This is a genomic window from Empedobacter sp. UBA7252, from assembly GCF_002472765.1.
Taxonomy (GTDB): domain Bacteria; phylum Bacteroidota; class Bacteroidia; order Flavobacteriales; family Weeksellaceae; genus Empedobacter; species Empedobacter falsenii_B.
Map to the genome: position 1 here is coordinate 1 of NZ_DKSQ01000029.1, position 21,835 is coordinate 21,835.

The 21,835-nt window shown below is 31.9% G+C and carries 21 protein-coding genes and 1 pseudogene; 13 read left to right on the plus strand and 9 right to left on the minus strand.

Going from position 1 to position 21,835, the window contains the following annotated elements; all coding sequences use genetic code 11:
• The 5 genes from B2X73_RS04210 to B2X73_RS04230 form a co-directional block, all read left to right on the plus strand.
• Window positions 1–541 (plus strand): AraC family ligand binding domain-containing protein (locus tag B2X73_RS04210; protein WP_291095812.1); only part of this gene is annotated, 541 nt, incomplete at its 5' end.
• Between the two features lie 23 nt (window positions 542–564).
• Window positions 565–780, plus strand: a complete 216-nt coding sequence (locus B2X73_RS04215) for a helix-turn-helix domain-containing protein (protein WP_286496083.1) — start codon at window positions 565–567, stop codon at window positions 778–780.
• A 229-nt stretch (window positions 781–1,009) separates the two neighbouring features.
• Entirely contained in the window at window positions 1,010–3,151 is a 2,142-nt protein-coding gene (locus tag B2X73_RS04220; protein WP_219034425.1) for a TonB-dependent receptor plug domain-containing protein, read from the plus strand.
• Window positions 3,152–3,161: 10 nt separating this feature from the next.
• Window positions 3,162–4,556 (plus strand): HmuY family protein, encoded by a 1,395-nt coding sequence (locus tag B2X73_RS04225; RefSeq protein WP_291095814.1) that lies wholly within the window; start codon window positions 3,162–3,164, stop codon window positions 4,554–4,556.
• 123 nt (window positions 4,557–4,679) lie between these two features.
• The gene (locus tag B2X73_RS04230; RefSeq protein ID WP_286496081.1) at window positions 4,680–5,927 is read left to right on the plus strand and encodes a T9SS type A sorting domain-containing protein; all 1,248 of its coding nucleotides are present in this window, start codon (window positions 4,680–4,682) and stop codon (window positions 5,925–5,927) included.
• A 599-nt stretch (window positions 5,928–6,526) separates the two neighbouring features.
• Here B2X73_RS04230 and B2X73_RS04235 read toward each other — a convergent pair.
• From B2X73_RS04235 to B2X73_RS04260, 6 genes and pseudogenes are all read right to left on the minus strand, one after another.
• Window positions 6,527–7,564 (minus strand): hemin-degrading factor, encoded by a 1,038-nt coding sequence (locus tag B2X73_RS04235; RefSeq protein WP_286496085.1) that lies wholly within the window; start codon window positions 7,562–7,564, stop codon window positions 6,527–6,529.
• An 81-nt stretch (window positions 7,565–7,645) separates the two neighbouring features.
• Window positions 7,646–8,350 (minus strand): annotated as a pseudogene (locus B2X73_RS04240) (ATP-binding cassette domain-containing protein); the annotation flags it as partial.
• A complete protein-coding gene (locus tag B2X73_RS04245) occupies window positions 8,350–9,381 on the minus strand; it encodes a FecCD family ABC transporter permease (RefSeq protein WP_286496080.1) in 1,032 nt (343 codons plus the stop codon). The gene B2X73_RS04245 and the pseudogene B2X73_RS04240, both read right to left, overlap by 1 nt.
• A gap of 16 nt (window positions 9,382–9,397) precedes the next feature.
• Window positions 9,398–10,267, minus strand: coding sequence for a heme/hemin ABC transporter substrate-binding protein (locus tag B2X73_RS04250; RefSeq protein WP_219034429.1), 870 nt, complete (start codon window positions 10,265–10,267; stop codon window positions 9,398–9,400).
• A 267-nt stretch (window positions 10,268–10,534) separates the two neighbouring features.
• Window positions 10,535–11,095, minus strand: coding sequence for a DUF4256 domain-containing protein (locus tag B2X73_RS04255; protein ID WP_219034430.1), 561 nt, complete (start codon window positions 11,093–11,095; stop codon window positions 10,535–10,537).
• The gene (locus B2X73_RS04260; protein WP_219034431.1) at window positions 11,096–11,722 is read right to left on the minus strand and encodes a hypothetical protein; all 627 of its coding nucleotides are present in this window, start codon (window positions 11,720–11,722) and stop codon (window positions 11,096–11,098) included.
• 215 nt (window positions 11,723–11,937) lie between these two features.
• Here B2X73_RS04260 and B2X73_RS04265 point away from each other — a divergent pair, with 215 nt between their 5' ends.
• The 4 genes from B2X73_RS04265 to B2X73_RS04280 are packed head-to-tail and all read left to right on the plus strand — an operon-like array spanning window position 11,938 to window position 16,057.
• Entirely contained in the window at window positions 11,938–12,510 is a 573-nt protein-coding gene (locus tag B2X73_RS04265) for a helix-turn-helix domain-containing protein (protein ID WP_180906139.1), read from the plus strand.
• Between the two features lie 10 nt (window positions 12,511–12,520).
• Complete coding sequence (locus B2X73_RS04270; RefSeq protein WP_286496079.1) at window positions 12,521–13,345, plus strand: DUF3347 domain-containing protein; 825 nt, start codon at window positions 12,521–12,523, stop codon at window positions 13,343–13,345.
• A 21-nt stretch (window positions 13,346–13,366) separates the two neighbouring features.
• On the plus strand, window positions 13,367–13,795 hold the full coding sequence (locus B2X73_RS04275) for a hypothetical protein (protein ID WP_371875732.1): 429 nt from the start codon (window positions 13,367–13,369) through the stop codon (window positions 13,793–13,795).
• A gap of 12 nt (window positions 13,796–13,807) precedes the next feature.
• On the plus strand, window positions 13,808–16,057 hold the full coding sequence (locus tag B2X73_RS04280; protein WP_286496078.1) for a multicopper oxidase domain-containing protein: 2,250 nt from the start codon (window positions 13,808–13,810) through the stop codon (window positions 16,055–16,057).
• A gap of 76 nt (window positions 16,058–16,133) precedes the next feature.
• Here B2X73_RS04280 and B2X73_RS04285 read toward each other — a convergent pair whose 3' ends face one another.
• From B2X73_RS04285 to B2X73_RS04295, 3 genes are read right to left on the minus strand one after another with little or no spacing between them, the layout of a single operon-like run.
• Window positions 16,134–16,712, minus strand: a complete 579-nt coding sequence (locus B2X73_RS04285; protein ID WP_291051097.1) for a TlpA family protein disulfide reductase — start codon at window positions 16,710–16,712, stop codon at window positions 16,134–16,136.
• Between the two features lie 2 nt (window positions 16,713–16,714).
• Window positions 16,715–17,689 (minus strand): TQO small subunit DoxD, encoded by a 975-nt coding sequence (locus B2X73_RS04290; protein WP_291095817.1) that lies wholly within the window; start codon window positions 17,687–17,689, stop codon window positions 16,715–16,717.
• A gap of 51 nt (window positions 17,690–17,740) precedes the next feature.
• Entirely contained in the window at window positions 17,741–18,103 is a 363-nt protein-coding gene (locus B2X73_RS04295; protein ID WP_180906144.1) for a hypothetical protein, read from the minus strand.
• Between the two features lie 85 nt (window positions 18,104–18,188).
• Here B2X73_RS04295 and B2X73_RS04300 point away from each other — a divergent pair, with 85 nt between their 5' ends.
• From B2X73_RS04300 to B2X73_RS04315, 4 genes are all read left to right on the plus strand, one after another.
• Window positions 18,189–19,193: a FecCD family ABC transporter permease gene (locus B2X73_RS04300; RefSeq protein WP_291047445.1), complete on the plus strand. Its 1,005-nt coding sequence runs from the start codon at window positions 18,189–18,191 to the stop codon at window positions 19,191–19,193.
• Complete coding sequence (locus B2X73_RS04305) at window positions 19,190–20,179, plus strand: ABC transporter ATP-binding protein (protein ID WP_291047447.1); 990 nt, start codon at window positions 19,190–19,192, stop codon at window positions 20,177–20,179. Before B2X73_RS04300 ends, B2X73_RS04305 begins: the two co-directional genes overlap by 4 nt.
• Window positions 20,148–20,837: an SDR family NAD(P)-dependent oxidoreductase gene (locus B2X73_RS04310; RefSeq protein ID WP_291047449.1), complete on the plus strand. Its 690-nt coding sequence runs from the start codon at window positions 20,148–20,150 to the stop codon at window positions 20,835–20,837. Before B2X73_RS04305 ends, B2X73_RS04310 begins: the two co-directional genes overlap by 32 nt.
• A gap of 77 nt (window positions 20,838–20,914) precedes the next feature.
• Complete coding sequence (locus B2X73_RS04315) at window positions 20,915–21,736, plus strand: GLPGLI family protein (protein WP_291047451.1); 822 nt, start codon at window positions 20,915–20,917, stop codon at window positions 21,734–21,736.
• Window positions 21,737–21,835: the final 99 nt, after the last annotated feature.

Consider the following 21,835-nt stretch of genomic DNA (forward strand, 5'->3'; position numbering starts at 1 on the left):
AAGTCATGAAGTACGACAACAAATTATTGGAGAATATTCGGATCATATGACAACCAATACATACGTTTGGTACGAGAAAAATCGTAAAAATGCAGATGAGGTTCATTCGCATGACTATTTCCAATTGAATTATGTTGAAGAAGGTTACCAATATTTTTATATCGAACAAAAGATTTATTTAGTTCCTCAAAATCAAGTGATTTGGATTCCTGCAAATAAGCTACATCGTACAACTTCCGAGGCGAAAACGGTCAATCCAATGTTGATTTTATTTAAAGAAGTTTTTAAGGAAGATTTTTACAACGATATCCATGTTTTTGTTGCACCGCCGATTCTAAAGGAAATGATGTTATACGCTTCAAAATGGAATAAATTTTTGGTTGAAGAGGAGGAGCAAAAGATTTTCTTAAATTCGATGTTGTATAGTTTGCCTCATTTTTGCGATGAAAACCATAATCTAGAATTGCCAGTTCTTGTTGATAGACGTTTAATTCCTGTAAGTGAATATATTCATTCTCATTATACACAAATTTTAATCTAAATGAATTAGCAGATAAAGCGAATATGTCTGCTCGAAATTTGCAACGAATTTTCAAACAAGAAACAGGAATTACACTTCAAAAATATATGCAACTTGTCCGAATTCTAAGAAGTATTGAATTAATAGATACCAATAATTTTACATTGAGCGAAATCGCTTATAAAGTCGGTTACAAAAGTTTGTCTGCTTTTACAGCGTCTTATTTTGCTGTTACGAAAACAAAACCTAAACGAAAATAATTCGTTTTAATTTCGTTCAATTTTTACTTTCCTTAATTTAATTCTTTAACAATTAAATTGATTAATAATGTTTTAACATCTCATTCTTTTATCAGAATTAGAAGACGAAGCTCGATTTTTATCACTATTCAATAAATTAATTTAGAATAAATAAAAATAAATTAAAAAATTCGTTTACATTTGTCTTATTAATTATTAGACTAATTCTAAATAATAAAATTAAGGACAAATGAAGAGGCGCTTTTTTCTACTAAGCTTACTTACAACACTAATTCTACAGGCTCAAGAAATTAATTCGTTTCCAAAAGATTCGACGATTAATTTGGAACAAACCGTGATTTCTGGGCAATATAATGCGCAATCGGTCAAGAAATCTATTTACGAAGTAAAAGTGATTTCGCAAGAAATGATCGAGAGACAAGCAGGAAACACATTGGCAGATGTTTTAAATCAAACATTGAATATGAATATTATTCCGAGTTCTTCTACAGGAAAATCGACGGTGCAAATGTTTGGTTTGGATGCACAATATTTCAAAATTTTGGTGGACAATATTCCATTAGTTAACGACGAAGGTTTAGGGAATAATACCGATTTAACGCAGATTAACTTAGATGATATTCAACAAATAGAAATCGTAGAAGGTGCGATGGGAGTGGAATATGGAGCAAATTCTATTGCGGGAGTAATCAATATTATTACTAAAAAAGGAGGGAAGAATAAATTTGATATTTCTGCGACTTTGCAAGAGGAAACAATTGGAGATGAATACAATTGGAAAAATAAAGGAAGACATATACAATCCTTGAAAATCGGGCATAAATTTTCAGACAAAATCTACGCTAATTTAAGTTTTTCACGTAATGATTTTCAAGGATTTTTTGATGATAAAAAAGGAAAGAATTATCCTAATAATGACGGATTGAGAGGATACGAATGGTTGCCAAAAGAACAAAATGCAGCAAAGGCATTTGTTCAATATAAAAAAGACAATTATCGTTTGTTTTATAAATTCGAATATTTCAACGAAGAAACTAAGTATTACGATCCCAATCCAACTCTTGCACCGAATGCGCCAACTGCGACGGTAGATTATTTTGGAAAAGATAGAGTGTACACAACAGATCGTATTTACAATCACTTAAATGCTTCAGGACGATTTAGAAAAGCAATTAATTATGATGTTTCGTTTTCGTATCAAGAACAAAAAAGAAAATTGAAATCGTATAATTATGAAATTCTTGAAGGTGTTGAACATGATGTAAACAAATTCGAATATGAAAGTCGAAAAGTGTATTATTCGAAAGGGATGTTCAGCAATTTTATCAATAAAAATGATTATTTCGATTTTCAATTTGGTTATGAAATCGATCAAACAAAAGGTTTTGCTTCAACTTCGGCAGGAGAATTTTTCCAAAAACCTATAGAAAGAAAATTAGGAACGTATGATTTTTTTGCTTCTTCTGAAATTAATCTAAATGATAAACTTTCGTTTCGTCCAGGCGCTCGCGTGATGTTTTCGGAGCAATTTGATAAGCAGTATGTGATGAGTTTGAGTGCGAAATATCTATTTGGAAAACAATGGGAATTGCGCGCGATTGTTGGTACTTCACCACGTTTGCCAAATTATGAGGAAATGTATTCGTATTTCGTAGACGTCAATCATAATGTGCAAGGAAACGAAAATCTGAATCCAGAAAAAGGAGTTTCTGCTTTTGTTCACTTAAAAAAGAATTGGTATATCGGAGAAAATAATTCATTAGAGCAAAAAGTATCGTTGTGGAAAATTAATCTGAAAGATAAGATTGATTTGATTGTTGTCGAAGAATCTCCATTGAAATATCAATATCGTAATATTGATAATTACGATGTACAAGGTATTACGTATTTGAATCAATTCAAAGTCCATCAATTTTCGGGAGGAGTTGGTTTTACGTTGACAGGCATCAAGCAAGATATTGATGAAGCAGTTGCTGTAAATTCAGTTAAAAATAAATATTTCTATTCAACGCAAATCAATGCAAATGTTTCGTACACTTTGCCAAAAACCAATACAATTTTCTCACTTTTCTATAAATACAATGGAGCTCAAGAGCAATTTGTCTTGAAAAATAATCCGTCAAATACAAGTGAACAAATTTTAGTAAAAGGTAAACAAGAAGCTTTTAACTGGATAGATGCGTCAATAAGACAAAGTTTTTGGAACAAAAAACTTAGTTTAACAATTGGTGCAAGAAATCTTTTTGATGTAAAGTATTTGAACAGTTCATCTGGAAATGATGGTGCGCATAGCCAAGGTTCTACAAGTATTTTGTATGGATATGGACGTTCGTATTTTGCTAAACTTACCTTCAATTTAGGAATTAATTAATCAAAAAATCATGAAAAAAATATTTATATATATCCTATTGTTTAGTCTTTCTTTTTTGTGGTCATGTAATTATGAAAACAATCCAATTGGACAAGATTTTGTTGTTGCTTTTAAGGATGCAAGCATCGATTTTAGTAAGATTGATAATGAGAAAACAATAAATCTAATTTATTCTAAAGTTGCAGAACAAGATGGACAAATTCATATTAAAATAACCGAAGATAAAGCTACTTATAATGTTGATTATTCAACTTCTGTTGCAGTTACAAATCAAGAAATTATTATACCAATCAAAAAAGGTGAAACGTCAACAAGTTTTACGTTTAAGAATTTGATTTATCCATTTGATCGTTCTGATAAAACGATTCAGTTTGAAATTACAAAAATTGATTATCCATCAGCGATTATTCAAGGATATTCGTCAACAAAAATCTCTTTCGAAAATTCGATTGGAGGAACAATGGATGTGGAAATTGGCGGACCAAATGAGCAATATCAAGTTTATGTAGACTTAAGTAAAGGAACGCAAACAAAGGTAAAAAGAGATTCTTGGGATTTAGGGTTTTATAATGGAACAAATTTCCGCGTGATGTTAAATACTTCTATTTATATGGCGGTAAAAGCGTTGGACGAAACCGATTTGTCGAAAGTAACAAAAGCATCGGTTGGGAAATTAATCAACGAAGTTGCGGTAGGTACATTTACAGATTCGAACAAAGAATATGTTGACGATCCTGCTGGAGATATTTTGAAAACAGCGATTGGGGAAATTAAAGAGTCGGATAATCCAGTTTATTTACTGAATTTGGGTTACGAAGTGGGAACTTCAACGCCTGCGGTTGGTTCGGCAGCTGTTGCTGGAAATTCGCGCGGTTGGAAAAAAGTGAAATTCATCAAAAAAGACGAGCAATATGTGATGCAATATGCAGATTTGGATGATACGACTTACAAAGAAAAAGTAATTGCAAAAACGACAACGTACAATTTTGTTCACTTCAGTTTTACGACGAATGATCTTGTAAATGTTGAACCTTCAAAATTAGAATGGGATTTAAACTTTACAGTTTTTACTAATCTTATTACAGGAAATGGTTCGTATGGATATTCGGATTATGTGGTCAATAATTTGAAAGCGGGTGCAAAAGCCTATCGTGTAGATGTAACCAATGAAATTACCTACGAAAAATTTAATGAAACGATGATTGATGAAACAAAATTTTTAGACGATCAGCGTGCAATTGGTGATTCTTGGCGACAAGTTACTGCACCTCAAAAATTATTTTCGGATCGATTTTATATCATCAAAGATGCAGAAAATAATTATTACAAAATTAAAATGTTAGCTTTTCTGAATGCTTCTGGTGTGAGAGGTTATCCAAAATTTGAATATAAACTTATCAAATAAATTTATCATAAACATACTCATTATTAGTGGTTAGAATGCGTCAATCCGAGTCATACGGGTCAGAGTGTAATCTCTCGGATTGACTGTTCTAATTCTGATTAACAATTAAAAAATTATTATATCATGAAAAACAAATTTACACTTTTAGCATCAATCATTCTAACATCTGTTGTAATAAATGCTCAAACCATAAAAGGCGAAGTTACTATGGGTGCTGGTTATACAAATGATGTTTATTACGGATTGGCAGACCAATCGACGAATTCTGTAAATAGAAACGATTGGGAGATATCATTTTATCGAAAATCGAATATGTCTACAGGAATTAGAGTAAACGATGGCGCAGGGATAGAAGTTTACGAAGCGTCGAATGATGTCTCAAAATGGAATAGTATTGATGTTGCTAATTTATCTACGTGGACAGCTTTGTACAATTCGGACACAGATTGGCAAAAAGGCGCTTTCAATAATGGTTCTGCGACATATGGTTGGGGTAATTATAGTATTGCAAATCATTACGTAAATGGTTCAATCATTTTTGTATTGAAATATGCAACAGGAGAATATGTGAAATTGAAAATAGATAATTTTGCAGCTCCTTTAGGCGAATATAATTTTACGTATTCTAAATTGACAAATGGAACTTGGTCGGCTGATACAAAAGTAAATCTTGCGCATAAAACCAATCCAACAAATTTGTTCAATTATTATAGTTTATTGACTGATAAAGCAGTTACACCAGAGCCAGACCAAAGTAAATGGGATTTGAAATTTACAAAATATGTTACACCACTTACAACGAATGAGGGTGATGTTGTGATGTATACGGTAACGGGAGTTTTGCAAAGTGATTTGATCAAAGTGGCGAAAACAGAATCTGGAAATCCTACTGATGATATGGCTTATGTAGCAGATATTAATGCAGTTGGATATAATTGGAAAACCTTATCGGGTTGGTCTTATGTAGTGAATCCTACGAATCATTTTATCAAAAATACATCTACAAATCAGATTTATAAATTGGTTTTCAAAACGTTTGAAGGATCTTCTACAGGAAAAATAACATTCGATTACGAAAATGTAACAGCTAATTTAGGAACAACAGAATTAGCCAAAACGAAGTTTGATATTTATACCGCTTCTCAACCGAAAACAATTGGTTTGGTGTACAATTCGCAAGAAGCGAAATCGTCTCCATTAAATATTCAAATTTATGCGATAAATGGACAATTGGTGCATCAGGAAAGCTATCAACCAACTTCATCATTTACAAATAAAACAATACAATTAAGTAAACTTTCGGCTGGAATTTACATCGTAAAAATACAATCTGCCGATAAAGTTGAAACGAAAAAAATAGTTTTGAAATAAAGTTTTGAGTACTTTATTTGTCTCTTTGTGTGAGGTCGTCTGGAAAGACGACCTTTTTTATTAGAGTTGGATGTATATAACTTCGTAGGCATTCTTCCAAAGTAAGTCTGTTTATCCTTACCCGAGTCCTCGGTTTATTACAAACATAGTTGTTTTACTTTACCTGAGTCCTCGGTTTATTATAAACATAGTTGTTTTACCTTACCTGAGTCCTCGGTTTATTATAAACATAGTTGTTTTACTTTACCTGAGTCCTCGGTTTATTATAAACATAGTTGTTTTACCTTACCTGAGTCCTCGGTTTATTACAAACAGGTCTGTTTATCCTTACCCGAGTCCTCGGTTTATTATAAACACAGTTGTTTTATCTTACCCGAGTCCTTGGTTTATTATAAACAAGTCTGTTTTTAATTGTTTGTACATTGATAATTATAAAATCAACCTTTACTTTTTACTTTGTGGATATCTTATGATAGATACGCTACTATTTATACAAAGCATATCTATATAGAAAAAGGAAAATAATAAAAAACCCGATTAACATTTTCTATTAATCGGGTAAAATTTAGTGTGAAATATAAGATTTGGTTAGATTCTTCTTAATTCAATTCAGCAACAATTTCGCGCCATTGCTCCAATTCAGGAATACCTGGTTTTCTTTTCCCAAAGAATTGAACAATAATTTCTCCTTTATCGTTAAATACCTCAATCGCTGTTACGATACCGTCTTCAGTAGGTTTTCTAACAATCCAAGTCGAGGCAATTTTTGACATATCCAAGTGCATATTAAAATCTGGATCCAAAATATTGAACCAGTTTTCGTGCCACATCGTACGTTTAATTTCACCTGTATGAATCTGAATATTTCCTTTGTTTCCTGTGAAAACCATGATTGGTGTTTGCAATTCGGCAGATTTTTCTAAGAATTGAACAATTGCTTCATTTGAAATTTGTTTTGCATGATAATCTGTCGGAGCCAAACGCAACGCTTGTGTACGTGTAACTCCGAATTTGCGTAACATTGTAAAGAAATTGTGCGTGTCTTTCAACTCAACCCAAGCTTGTTGAAAACCTTCAACATCAATCTCGTTATCAGATTTTTCTGTAACATTATTTTCGATGATTTCTGTTGCAGGAATTGCTTGTTGTTCTTCGTCTTTGTATTTCTCAACCAATGCATCAAATGCTTCTACATTGCTTTGCGGAACCAAATATATTTTGTGAATTGCTTCACCATCTTTTCCGAAAAATTGTAAACTTTTGCGTTCTCCATGTTCAGATTTTTCTACAACTGCAAAAGCGGTTTTCCAATGATTCAAGAAAATTCGCATATCAATATCTTCCCCAACAAAAAGTTGTGCGTGAGGTGAAGAAAAATCAGGATTTAGGTAAATACCTTTGCGTTCGTGTACACATTCGTTGTTGCGCGTCAAAGCCATCACTTTTCCAAGTGATTCTATTTCTTGTAAAATCGCAGCAAATTCAGGTTTTAATTTTGTAACATTATCGCCTAATTGTGTTGCTAAAAGTTCCATTTCGCTAACGCCAAGTTCTTTCGCTGCGTTACGTATTCTAATTTTAGGTTGATTTGCTTTCAAATCTTTCCATTGTTGTTTTAAATCTGTAAGTGTGTTCATTGTAATTGTTTTTTTACCGAATAAAATAAGTGGTTTTTGGTCGATTGGATTTTTACAAATGGTACAAGGAAATCTATAAATTTTGGAAATGATTTCTGGTCGGAAAACCTTTTCTGGACTATCTTGATAAACAATTTTTCCTTTGTTCATCAAGATCACTTCATCAGCAAACTGAGAAGCCAAATTAAGGTCGTGCATCACCAAAATTACTAAGTTTCCTTTTTGTTTAAAATCATTCAGAATTTCTAACAAATTAAATTGATGAGAAACGTCCAAATTATTCAAAGGTTCGTCTAATAATAGTAGTTTTTGATTGACTTCATTCTCCAATTGCACAAAAACGCGCGCCAAATGTACACGCTGTTTTTCGCCACCAGAAAGATGAATGTAATCCCTGTCTTTTAAATGATTGATATCGGTTTTGGTCATCCAATAATCAACAGCATCGATGTCTTGTTGTTGAGGTGAATTTTGGAAATATGGATAACGTCCCATCAGCGCAACTTCCTTCACTGTTAGTGGAATATCAGTTGGTTGATGTTGCGAAAATTTAGCTTTATGTTGCGGTAAATCTTCTTTTTTCCAATTTTTTAAGGCAATGTCTTTTAGTCGAATTAGGTTAGCATTTGGTTCAATTTCATTCGCGATATAGCTCAATAAAGACGATTTTCCAGCACCGTTTGGTCCAACGATTGCAATCATTTTTCCTACTTTTGCATCAAACGAAATCGTATCTAAGATCTTGAATGATTTGTGTTGATAATTAATATTTTCTACCGCTAACATTACAATGATTTTTTATAATTCATTAAAATTGAAATAAAAACTGGCGCTCCCATTAATGAAGTTAAAATTCCGATTGGAATTTCGGATGGAGCAACTAATGTTCGACTAATTGTATCTGCAACAATGACTAATATCGCGCCTAAGAATGCAGATAATGGAAGAATTATCACATAATTTGATTTGAAGACTAATCGTAAAATATAGGGAACGATTAACCCTACAAATCCGATTGTTCCTGTAAAAGAAACAATTGTACCAACCAATAAAGCTGAAAAAACGATGATTTGTTTTTTTGTTTTCTCGACATTAATTCCCAAATGTTCAGCATCTTTTTCGCCCAACATCATCGCGTTTAATATTTTTCCTTTTCCAATTAAAAAGTAAAAACTGATGCTAATAACAATTCCTAAAATTAAGATTTTGTCCCAGTTAGCACTTGCAATGCTACCTAATGTCCAAAATGTTAGATTGCGTAATTCTTCTTCTGTAGATAGATATGTTAAAAGTCCTGTTGCAGAACCGCAAAGCGCAGAAATTGCAACACCAGCCAATAACAAAATGGTGATATTTGTTTTTTGATGATGCGAAGAAATTTTATACACAAAAACTGTGGAACACATAGCGCCGACAAATGCCATCAAACTAAGCAATGAGTAATGGATAATTTCTGGAACAAAATCTTTGATATATCCTCCCAAAACAATCGTAATTGCAGCAAATAAAATACTTCCTGATGTAATCCCAATCAAGTCTGGAGATGCCAATGGATTTTTGAAAATACCTTGTAGACAAGTTCCTGCAACTGCCAAACCAGCACCTACCAAAATAGACATAATAATACGTGGTAATCGTAAATCGAAAAGCACATAATAATCGCTGTCGTTGATAGCAGTTCTATTGGTAATCGCTTTATTGATGATGGATAGGATGGATTCGTTAAATTGATAAACACCCAAGAATAATGCAAGAATTGCAAGACCAAAGATGCTTAAACTTAACAAAGAAAGATGTATTCTGATTTGCGGATACATATTGTTTTAGACTTTTTTATTTTTGAAGTAATTGATTTAATTGCGCTGCTGCTTGCCCGACACGTGGTCCAAATCCAGAAACCAATTGACCATCCATCGCGATGATTTTTTTGTTTTTTCCTGCATTTGTAGAAGCTACACCTTCTAATTTTAATACGCCGTCAACGCCACCAATACTTTCTAAGCCTTTGTCAAACATCAAAATATAATCAGGATTTGATTTTACAACTGCTTCTGGTGTTAATGGTTTGAAATCTTCAAATTCTGTAATGGCATTTTGTCCACCAGCAATTCCAATAATTTTTTCCATTGGTGTGTTTGTTCCAGCAACCATCAAATTTCCTGCTCCACGAGCGTAAATGAACAATACTTTTGGTTTTGTAGCCAAAGGTTTTACAGCTTTTAAATCTGTATCAATTTTAGTAGTAATAGCATCAAAATCTTGTTTATTTAGAGAAGTTGCAACCGTTTTTACTAACTCTTTCGTTCCTTCAACTGAATAATCTTGTTTTACAATTTCAGTCTGAATTCCAGCATTTTTTAGTTGTGCAATTTGTTCTGGATTCAAGTCTTTATCCGTTGCATATACTTTTGTTGGTTTCAAAGCCAATAAAGCCTCGATTGACAAAGAACGAGTATGTCCCAAATCTGTCGCTTTTTCCTTTACAGAAGTAGGGTAAGTACTTGTTACATCAACACCAACAAGGTTATTTTCTTCTCCTAAATCAGCTAAAATTTCAGTAATCGCTCCATTTAAAGAAACAATTTTTTCTTTCGAAATAGTATTCTCTGTTTTTACTTCTTCAGTCGATTCATTTTTTGCTTCTTTATTCGTGCAGCTTGCTAATAGCGCTAAGATTGCAGTAGAAATAAATAGTTTTTTCATTATTATTTGTATTAAGTCTAAATTAAAATACAAATATTAGGAAAAAGATTTAGTTAGGCAATATTTATTTAGAATAATTTAAAATAAATATTGTGATTATAGATAACTGATTAATTGATAATGATTTTATTTGAAGGTTTGTTGCTAACAAAAAAAAGAATGTGATGTTGAAACGAGTTCAACATGGCGATGATTTGTTTTAAATAAATGAATATTTCCTCTCTTGAAAGGTGATAAGTGGAGCGTAAACAATAATTATTAAAGTACCTAAACTTTTAAAATTCCTCTAAAACAACGAGCTGCATAATAAGATTGTGCGCCGTTGTGATAAATAAAAACAGTTCCGTAACGATAATCGCCAAATATAGCACCGCCTAATTCTCTAATTTTTTCAGGTGTTTTTAACCAACTTGAGGTTTTTTGATCGACAATTTCTACAGCTTGCAAGAAACGATATTCTTCTTCGGTCAATAATTCAATTTTCATGCTTTTTGCAACATCTATCGCATTATTTTTTGGTTGATGTTCTTTGCGAGACGTCTGTCCTTCGTAATCATACGCCAAACTTCTACGCTCTTTCGGACTTTCTGCCGAACAATCTACAATATAATACTCGTCTGTTTTATCCTCATAAAAAATAACATCAGGTTCACCACCAGTGATTTCCATTTGATGCAAAGACCAAATTTTTTCAGGTTGATTAATGATTTTCTCTTCAATTTTTAGCCAATCCAAATCTTGATGTCTGTGCATATTTTTCTCAAAACGCTCTTTCAAAATTTGAATGCAGTTATTTTGTTCTGACGGAGTTAGTTCTTTTTGAGGCATTTATTTATTTTTTGATTTTTCTTGTAATATTTGAATGGCACCACTAGCCGAATTAAGAGATAATTGAACGTAAATATTATCTCCTTTCGCACTTCTAATGGCATAAACTCTTACAGGTTCGTTCCAATAATCAATAGAACCTTCTTCGCCTAAAGTTTTATCATTATTGTTAAGATAGTCAGTTTGTTCATTTGTCAACTTTCCATTAAAAATTAAAACACCACCAAGTTTTTTTATATTATCATCAAAGTTTTGAGTAATTTCTTCAACAGACCAATCTTTTGTATCATTATCTTTTTTGCTTAAAAATGCTTTAAAAGTTTTACCAGTTAATTTGACAAAATCATTTTTCTTACCAATAGGGAAATAGATTTCACCAGTTTCATTTTCTAATGGAGAGTTAGTAAATTTCACATTTTCAGGAATTCCAATATGTGGAAATTCTCCAAATTCACTGAAGTTTACATTAGAAACTGGAATGTTTTCTATATTAAATGAATCAGAATTATGATCTGTTTCATTTTTGACTTGTTTATTCGTATTTGTAATTTCTTCTTTTTTTGAACATGAAAAAATAGAACATAAACTTATTGTAAGAATAAATGTTAGAGTTTTGGTAGCTTTCATTTTAAGTGATTTTATTATTATCAAATATATTCAAAAAACAGATGATTTTGGTAATTCATTTATCAAGAATAGGTTAATGAAAAATGATTAATCTGAAAATTATATATATCATCTTCCAAATTGTATAATCTTTTGAAATGAAGTTGTACGAAATTTGTAACATAAGATTTTGTAAATTTAAGTGGATTAAATCGCTCAATTTCGAAGAATATATTATGGAAAATACAAGTAAATTATTTATAAAAAATATGGTTTGTCATCGCTGTAAAGTAGTGGTTGGACGAATTTTGAAGATGAATAACATCGAAACAAATCATATCGAATTGGGAGAAGTTGAATTGAAAAATCCGATTGATGCTGATCAATTAGAATTGGTTCGAAATGAATTGGAAGAAGTTGGTTTTGAATTAATCGATGATAAACGCAGTAAGTTGATTGAACAAATCAAAACATTGATTATTCAATTGGTTCATCAAGAAAATAACGAACTGAAAGTCAATTTATCTGATTATTTGAGCGAACAAACGAAGTTAGATTATAAATATATTTCGAATCTTTTTTCGGAAATGGAAGGGCAAACAATTGAGAAATATTTTATTCAACAAAAGATAGAAAAAGTCAAAGAATTAATGATTTATGATGAATTATCGTTGAGTGAAATAGCATTTCAATTGAATTATTCGAGTGTAGCACATCTTAGTGCACAATTCAAAAAAGTAACTGGTTTAACGCCTTCTGTTTTTAAACAATTGAGCAAACATACGCGTCGACCAATTGATAAAATCTAAATTAAAAATCATGAAAAAGTATAGTTTTTTAATCATCGGAAGTTTTCTTGCTTTTGCTGCAAATGCACAATTTAAAAATCAAGAAACCAAACAATTTCAAGTGAAAGGAAGTTGTGCAAATGCAAAAGAATTAATTGAAAAAGCAGGAAATCAACCTCGAATTTCGAAAGTAGATTTTGACACAACGACTCAAACAGCTTCGATTTCATATAATAAAGCAAAAACAAATTCGAACGAAATCTTGAAAAATATTGCGCTAGCAGGTTTTGATAACTCAGAGTATATGGCGCCTGATGAAGCTTATGCAAAATTGGAAAAAGATTGTCAATATTCTCGGGATAAAAAAATGTTGATGAACCATCAAGAAATGGATCATTCTACTCATAATCAAACTGAAGCTTCTCAACAAAAAAATCAATTGTCACAAGTTTTTGATACTTACTTTTCGTTGAAAGATGCTTTTGTAAAAGCAAATGAAAGTGAAATTTCGAAACAAATTACAGCATTTACTAAATCAATTTCTACTGTAGAAATGGGTAAACTTTCGCATGAATTGCATATGGTTTGGATGGAAGTTTTGAATGATTTAGAAACAACTTCGAAGCAATTATCGCAAGAAAAAAATATTGAAAAACAACGTACAACTTTTGCAAAATTATCAGCGCGAATGTACAAATTAGCTCAAAAAACAAATCTTGGATATACAGTTTATTATCAAAATTGTCCAATGTTTAACGGCGGTTCGAATTGGTTGAGTAAAGAATCAGATATTAAAAATCCTTTCTACGGAAATATGATGTTGACATGCGGAAGCACAGTTGAAACATTGAAATAATAATTAAAAAATAGAATGAAAATGAAGAATTTAAAGATAGTTTTAGGTGTTTCAATATTAAGTGTTTTTGCATTAATATCTTGTCAAAATAAAACAGAAGAACCAACAGTTACTGTTCATGAAGAACAGATGTCAGATATGATGCAACCTTCGCAAACAACGGCTTACAATGTTGGAGATAAGGTTCCGAATAAGCAAGTTTGTATGGTGAACAATGCATATATGGGCAAAGATCAGTTCGAAGTTCCTTATGATGGAAAAACCTATTATGGATGTTGTAAGATGTGTGTAGAAAGAATTCCGAATGATGAAACTGCGCGTAAAGCAAAAGATCCTTTTACAGGAAAAGAGATTGATAAAGCAAATGCGTATATCGTTTTGAAAGATCAGCAAGGAAATGTTGATTATTTCGAAAACGAGGAGAATTATAAGAAGTTTAGTCAGTTATAATAAATCATTCACATGAGGAAATTACTTTTTTTACTTTTAGTTCCTTCGACGATTGCTTTACAGGCTCAAAAACGTGTAGAATATGATTTATATGTACGTGATACTATTGTTAATTTTTCTGGAAAAGAGAAAAGAGCAATCTCAGTAAATGGTCAAATTCCGATGCCTACTTTAGAGTTTACGGAAGGCGATACAGCGGTAATTCGAGTACATAATAAATTGAATGAAGATACTTCGTTGCATTGGCACGGCGTGTGGTTGCCGAATAAGGAAGATGGAGTTCCGATGTTGACGCAGATGGGAATCAAACCTGGTGAAACGTACACGTATTCATTTCCGATTATTCAGAACGGAACGCATTGGTACCACAGTCATTCGGGGTATCAAGAACAAATCGGGATGTACGGTTCGATGATTTTGAAGAAACGCGAAAACGATCCAACTTTCCGAAAAGGAATTGATGATTTACCTACAATTCCTGTGATGTTGAGCGAATGGACTGATTTGAAACCTGAAAATATTCAGCGAATGTTGCACAATGCAAACGATTGGGCGGGAATCAAAAAAGGTTCTACGCAAAGTTATGCTGAAGCAATTCGTGAAGGTCATTTCAAAACAAAAATTACCAGCGAATGGAAACGTATGCTGGCAATGGATGTAAGCGATGTTTATTACGAAAAATTCTTGATAAATGCGCAGAATGAAAGTCAACTGAAACAATTCAAAGCTGGTGATAAAGTACGTTTACGAATTTCGAACGGTGGTGCATCCACTTATTTTTGGTTGCGTTATGCAGGTGGCAAAATTACGGTTGTAGCAAATGATGGAAATGACGTAGAACCTTTAGAGGTTGATCGTTTGATTATTGGCGTTTCCGAAACCTATGATGTGGTGGTGACGGTTCCTGAAGGTGGTTTGTCGTATGAATTTCAGGCAACTTCTGAGGATAGAACGGGTTCGGCTTCGTTGTTCATTGGTGAAGGAAAGAAACAATTGATGGAACCACTTCAGAAATTGAAGTATTTTGAAGGAATGAAGATGATGAACGACATGATGAATATGAACGGAACAATGAACGATATGGGAATGAAAATGAGCTTACAGCAAATGGACATGAACACTGTGATGTATCCTGAAATTTCTGGCGAAGCGAAAAAGAAATCTAAAAAATCAAAGAAAGATTCTGTTGAAAATCATTCAGAAATGGTTGAAATGGATCATTCTTCGCATGGAAATACATCCTCAAACATTACCACTTTAAATTATGGAATGCTGAAAGCGCCTGAAAACACAACACTTCCGAAAGATGCTCCAATAAAAGAAATGCGTTTCGAATTAACAGGAAATATGAATCGTTATGTGTGGAGTATGGATAACAAAGTGTTTTCGGAATCGGATAAAATTCTAGTGAAAAAAGGTGAAATTCTGCGTATTACCTTGTACAACAACTCGATGATGCGTCACCCGATGCATTTACATGGTTTCGATTTTCGTGTCATTAATAAAAATGGTGAATATTCTCCGTTGAAAAACGTGTTGGATATTATGCCAATGGAAACAAATGTCATCGAATTTGAGGCAAATACAGAAGGTGATTGGTTTTTCCATTGTCATATTTTGTATCACATGATGGGCGGAATGAACCGTGTTTTTGAGGTTGGAGATTATCAAAATCCTAATTTACCAAATAAAAAACATGCCTATAAAATGTTGCAAATGGAAAGTAACATGAAGCATGTTATGGTAGAAAATGATTTCGCTACAAATGGTTTAGATGGTATGTTGATGGTGCAAGATGCACGTTGGGCTTTTACTTCGGAGTGGGGAATTGGTTACAAACCAGAACACGGTTATGAAGTAGAAACACATTTGGGACGTTTTATTGATCGAAATCAATGGTTTCAAGTTTTTGTAGGTTTTGATTGGAATCAACACAAAATGTTAACAGACCACGGAATTGTAGAAAAGAATATTTTTGGTCAAAAAACAGATAGAAACAAAGGATTATTCAGTGCTGGTTTTGTGTATAAATTACCAATGTTAATTGATTTTCAGACCGAAATTTATCATACAGGAAAAGTTCGTTTGCAACTGATGAGAGAGGATATTCCAATTTCAAAACGAGTTCGCGCTGGTTTTATGTGGAATACAGATAAAGAATATATGGGCGAGTTGAGCTATATCTTGAACAGAAATATGCACATCAGAACTCATTACGATAGCGATATGGGATTCGGTGTAGGATTGAGGTTAGTTTATTAGAAATATAAATAGTATAAAACATAAAAAGCTTCGAGAATTTTCTTGAAGCTTTTTGTTTTTAGATGATGTTGAATGATTAATCCATCGCTTTCAGTTCATTTAAGAAATCAACAATATCTTGTCCAGAATAATCCGCCATTCCCATTGTTGTATGTGCAATATTTCCTTTCTTGTCTAAAATAACTGTTGTTGGTAACGAACCATTAAAAAACTCAGTAGGAATAGATGAATTTGGATAAACTACAGGCAACGATAAATTTTTACGTTCCATAAATTTTGCTACTTTATCACGTTTTCCTTCTACTTCAACCGTCAAAATAACGATTTCGTTATCATCTTTTACTTTATCATAAAGTTTTTGAATTGATGGCATTTCCGCGATACAAGGCGGACACCAAGTTGCCCAAAAATTCATGAAAACAACTTTACCTTTTAAATCCTCCATGTTGATTGCTTTTCCGTCAGCATACACCATTTCGAACGTATAATTTGCTTCAGATTTTGGTTGAGTTGTTGGTTCAATTTTTTCTAATTTCGGTTCAAATAAGCCTAATTTCATTAAACCTTGTTGCATCATTGCTTTAGCTTCTGGCACAAAAAGTAAGACCAAAGCCAGCGCACCTATGATAATTGTTGAATAATTTCTTTTTAACATTGCTATAAATTTGTTATTGTTTGTTCCCATTGTAATCCGCTTATATCGGTTAAAACTACTTTGTGAATTTTGTCTGAAATATCAAAATTCAGATTTGCTTTCGCTCCCAAAGGTAACACCAAACTGTGTTTGTGCGGTGTAACTTTTGATACATAATAATTCGAAATTTGTTGTTTGTCCAAATTAGATAACTCTTGCATATCCAAACTTTCAATTATTTCATTTTGATGATTATGAAAATCAATTTGGATTAAAAAAGAGCCATAAACATCAGCGCCTTCTATTCGCATTACATCAAATGAAACCTTGTTTTGATATTGTTTCAAATTAGATATTTCCACTTTTGGTTTGACAGATTTATTGTGTAAAGTCCCGTAAACTCCACCATGAAAAACCTGATTTGTAAACAAAGTAACGAATAAAATAAAAAAACTAAAACCTACAAAATAAGGTCTATACTGTTTGATTGAAATTGAATTCCAATTATTTTCTTGTTGAATAAATTGATTTTTATTGAAAAAATAATCCAACGAAATTTTTCCTGAACCAGCCTGAAATAGCGTAAAACCTCCAGCTAATCCTAAAACACCAATTTGCCATTCATCCAGACAAGTTGTACCAATCCAGCCGGAACCAAGTAAAATTCCTATTGCCAAAAAGAAAACGGCTATACTCATGATTCGTGTTTTGTAACCAAGCATTAAGAGTAAGCCTACAACGCCTTCTACAATGGTGAAAATCCACATATTCCAAAGCAACGCTTCAGGATTTTCGACTAAATATTGAATAAGTGGTTTGATGAAAAGGGCATTTGGTAAAAAATGATTGAATTTTTCGCCAATATAACCCGCAGCTTCTGGATCGAGTTTATTTTCTAAAATTAAACGCCTCCAAAAGGCAGAAAAGTACGTCCAACCAATGACTAAACGTAACGCCAATACAGCATTACCCATTGATAAAACAGATTTATTTTGCATGAATTTTTATATAAGTGATTGAATATTGTTGTCTAAATTAATTAAGGAAAATTAAGACATCAACGAATACTTCAATTGCTTATACAACAGATAAAAAGGTATTTTTGGTGATTGAATTTCATTCGAATCAATATCTTCTTCGATTAATGAAGAACGTGCTAACCCAATGAAATGAATAGATGAATCTGGTAAATCAAAATTCGGAACATCAAGATTTTTTGTCGATTTTTTAATCGTTTCAAACTTGACAACCGAACATGAATTCGAATGATTTTGATTAATTTTGACTTGAGAAGTTTTCGTTTGATGAACATTTTCTACGTCCAAAATCGTATGAATAGAAGCTTTAATGCTACATGGTGTAAGTAGCACAAAAATTGAAGAGATGATTAAAACGAAACTTCTAAAATTCATGGAACGAAACTAATCATTAATTTTCAATAAAAACCAATTCACAATTAAACTTTAAGAAATTATTAGAATTTCTATCTTTGTCTTGATGAAAGAAAAACCACTATTTTTTGTTTTAATAATTCTAACACTTTTACTTTTTGTTTTGAGTTTAAGTGTTGGAAAAGTCTCGATTTCTTTCATCGAAATTTTTAATGTGTTTTCTGGTCACTCAGACGAAATGTTGCATAATCTTGTTCTTAATTTTCGTTTACCAAAATCATTAACTGCTTTATTGGTCGGAATTTCGTTGCCAATTTCAGGTTTTTTAATGCAAGAATTATTCAAAAATCCGTTGGCAGAACCTTCTGTTTTGGGAATAACTTCGATGGCAAGTTTAGGCGTTGCGATTGTGATTTTTCTTTTTTCGATGATTGGTTTAGAAGAATTTCTTAATAATCCTTGGATTACAATTATAGCTTCATTTTTGGGCGCAATTGTTGCGTTGTTTTTGGTTATTTCATTATCATTTCGTGTCAAATCATCGGCATCTTTGGTGATTATAGGATTTATGATTGCAGGTTTAGCAGGCGCATTAATAGGCATGATGCAATATTTTGCTCCTTCCGATAAAATAAAAGCGTATTTAGTTTGGGGATTTGGCTCATTAAGCGGATTGTCTTGGGAACAATTAAGCGTTTTTGGTTTATTTGTTTTGAGTGGAATCATCATTTCATTATTTGCTTTACGTGGAATTACAGCCTTGTTATTGGGCGAAAAATATGCACAATCATTAGGAATTAATATCAAAAAATTACGTTTTACGATTTTAGTTTCGACAGCATTATTAACGGCGTCAGCTACGGCTTTTGCAGGACCAATTAGCTTTATAGGATTGGCAGTTCCACATATTTGCAGAACATTATTACGAACAGGTGATATGAAAATTTTGTACCGATGGATTTTCGTATCGGGTATATTTTTTATGCTGTTATTTTCGATTTTGACAGAAGTTTTTCCGTTTGGAACTTTACCGATTAATATTATTACAGCGTTGTTTGGTGCGCCAATTGTCATTAGTATTTTGTTGAATAATAAAAACGAAGTTCGATGAAAAATACCATTTTGAAATTAGAAAATGTTTCAGTTGGATATGGTTCTAAAGAAATTGTTTTAGCTATAAATGCGACTATAAATTCGAATGAATTAGTTGCTGTTTTAGGAAAAAATGGTGCAGGAAAATCAACGTTGATTAATTCAATTTTAGGCTTTCAGAAAACGTTGAATGGAGAAATTTATTTAGAAAATAATTCAATCAAAAAATTATCTTCTCAAGAAATAGCACAGCAAATTGCGGTTGTTTTACCACGTTTGTCAATTGTTCCAAAGATTAAAGTTTCGGAATTGGTTGCGATGGGACGTTTGCCTTATCACAAGGTTTTGAAAAAGATTTCTGAGGAAGAACAAAACTTAATTGATGAGGTATTAGAATTGGTCGGAATTACAAATTTAGCAAATCAATTTGCAAATGAAATTAGTGAAGGTCAATTGCAATTGGTGATGATTGCGCGTGCATTGTGTCAAGATGCGAAATTGGTGATTTTGGATGAACCGACTTCTAATTTAGATTTAGCGAATCAATATCGAATTTTCAATTTACTGAATGAATTAAAATCGAAAACGAATAAATCATTTCTAATGATCACACACGAAGTTGATTTTGCTTTAGAGAAAGCGGATAAAATTTGGTGGATTGAAAATGGAAATCTTTTCGAAAATATTCCAGAACAAATGGCTTTTGAACATCAAATTATTCAGAAGTTATCCAATCAAAACCTGATATATGATGAAAAAAATAATCGCTTTTCGACACAAAAATCATTTTCTAAAACGATTGGTGTAAAAGGAAATTCGGAATTGGCTTTTTGGGTAAAAAATGCCTTAATTCGGAATGGAATTTCTGTTGAAAATAATGCGGAAAATCATATTGAAATCACAGAAAATAACATCATCTTTGAAGGAATAAAGTTTGAAACGATAGAAGAAATTGTAAATTTTGTACAACACTATGAAAAATATAATTGTAACGGGAGCGAGTAGAGGAATTGGTTTTGAATTGACAAAACAACATTTGGAATTAGGAAACCGAGTGTTGACAGTCTCTCGAAATGTAGATAAATTGAAGGAATTAACGGCGTTTGCAAAAGAAAATCAATATCAGTTTATCGATGTTGATTTGTCTAATTTTGATGAGATTTCAGAAGTTTTGAAAGCTGTGGAATCTTGGAATAAAGTAGATGTTTTGTACAATAATGCAGGAGTTTGTATCAACAAACCATTTATAGAAATTCAACAAGAGGATTTGTTAACTTCTTGGCAGATTAATTTTATGGCACCTTATCGCTTGATACAAGTTTTGATGCCAAAATTTGATACATCTTCTCATGTAGTTAATATTTCGACAATGGGAGCTGTACAAGGTTCAGTGAAATTTCCTGGTTTGTCTGTTTATTCGTCTTCAAAATCTGCAACGGTTAATTTGACTGAATTGTTAGCAGAGGAGTTGAATGAACTTGGACCAAGAATAAATGCAGTAGCTTTGGGAGCGGTACAAACAGAAATGTTAGAAGAAGCGTTTCCGGGATATATTGCGCCTTTACAACCAGATGAAATGGCCGAATATTTGGTAGATTTTGGATTGAATGGTTGGAAATATTTCAACGGAAAAATTCAACAAGCTTCTATTTCTACACCTTAAGAAAAATAGACTTTAGATAAATTGTAAAAGTCGCTCTTGTGCGACTTTTTTTATATCTTGTAATAAATTAACATTTTATGAGATATTTAATCGCGATGATAGCTTTAATAGCTACGGTTTTTAGCTGCAAAAAACCTTCTAATTATTTAGTCAAATATAATTTCAATTTTATTCCAGATTCTTTAAATAAGTCAGATATAAAAGTTGATGAAATGATTCTCCATACAAATAAGTTGGGCTATACATTTTTATCTAATGATTTGTTTATTGCTGATACAACAGATGGAAATATTGCAGATTTAATTAAAAATAAGATTAGTATAAATGATCTTTTGCAGATGAAAACGTCTCCAAATAATGATTTGAGATTATATTTTAGAAATGATTCTAATCTTTATTATATCAAATCTTCGGTTAATCGTCTAAATTATAGTTTTGAAGACAATGTACCAGAAATTTCATGGAAATTATTAAATGAAGAAAAGAAAATCAATAATTATAAAGTAAAAAAAGCTACAACAAATTTATTTGATAGAACTTGGGAAGCTTGGTATACAGAAGATATTCCTGTGTCTTATGGGCCTTACAAATTTCATGGATTACCAGGTTTAATTTTGGATATAAAAGATTCTAAAGGTTACTTTCATTTTGAGCCAATTAGTATAAAAGAAAACGAAGATGATGTTGAATATCCGATTTATAAGGATTTTAATAAGATTAATTCGCAAAAATCTGAATTTGTAAAATATATCAAAGATTATAAAGAAAATCCAGAAGTTATCACTGCAAAAACGGGAGAAAATGCAAAGATTGATCAAGAAAAAAAACTTAAAAAGAAAGAAGAATTAAAGAAACTTAATAACTCTATCGAGAGAGATTTACAGTTTAATATTAAATAATTTTAGCTTGATAGAACTCGTTTTTCTAAAATTTATTTCAACGGAAAAATTCAACAAGCTTCTATTTCTACACCTTAAGAAAAATAGAATTTAGATAAA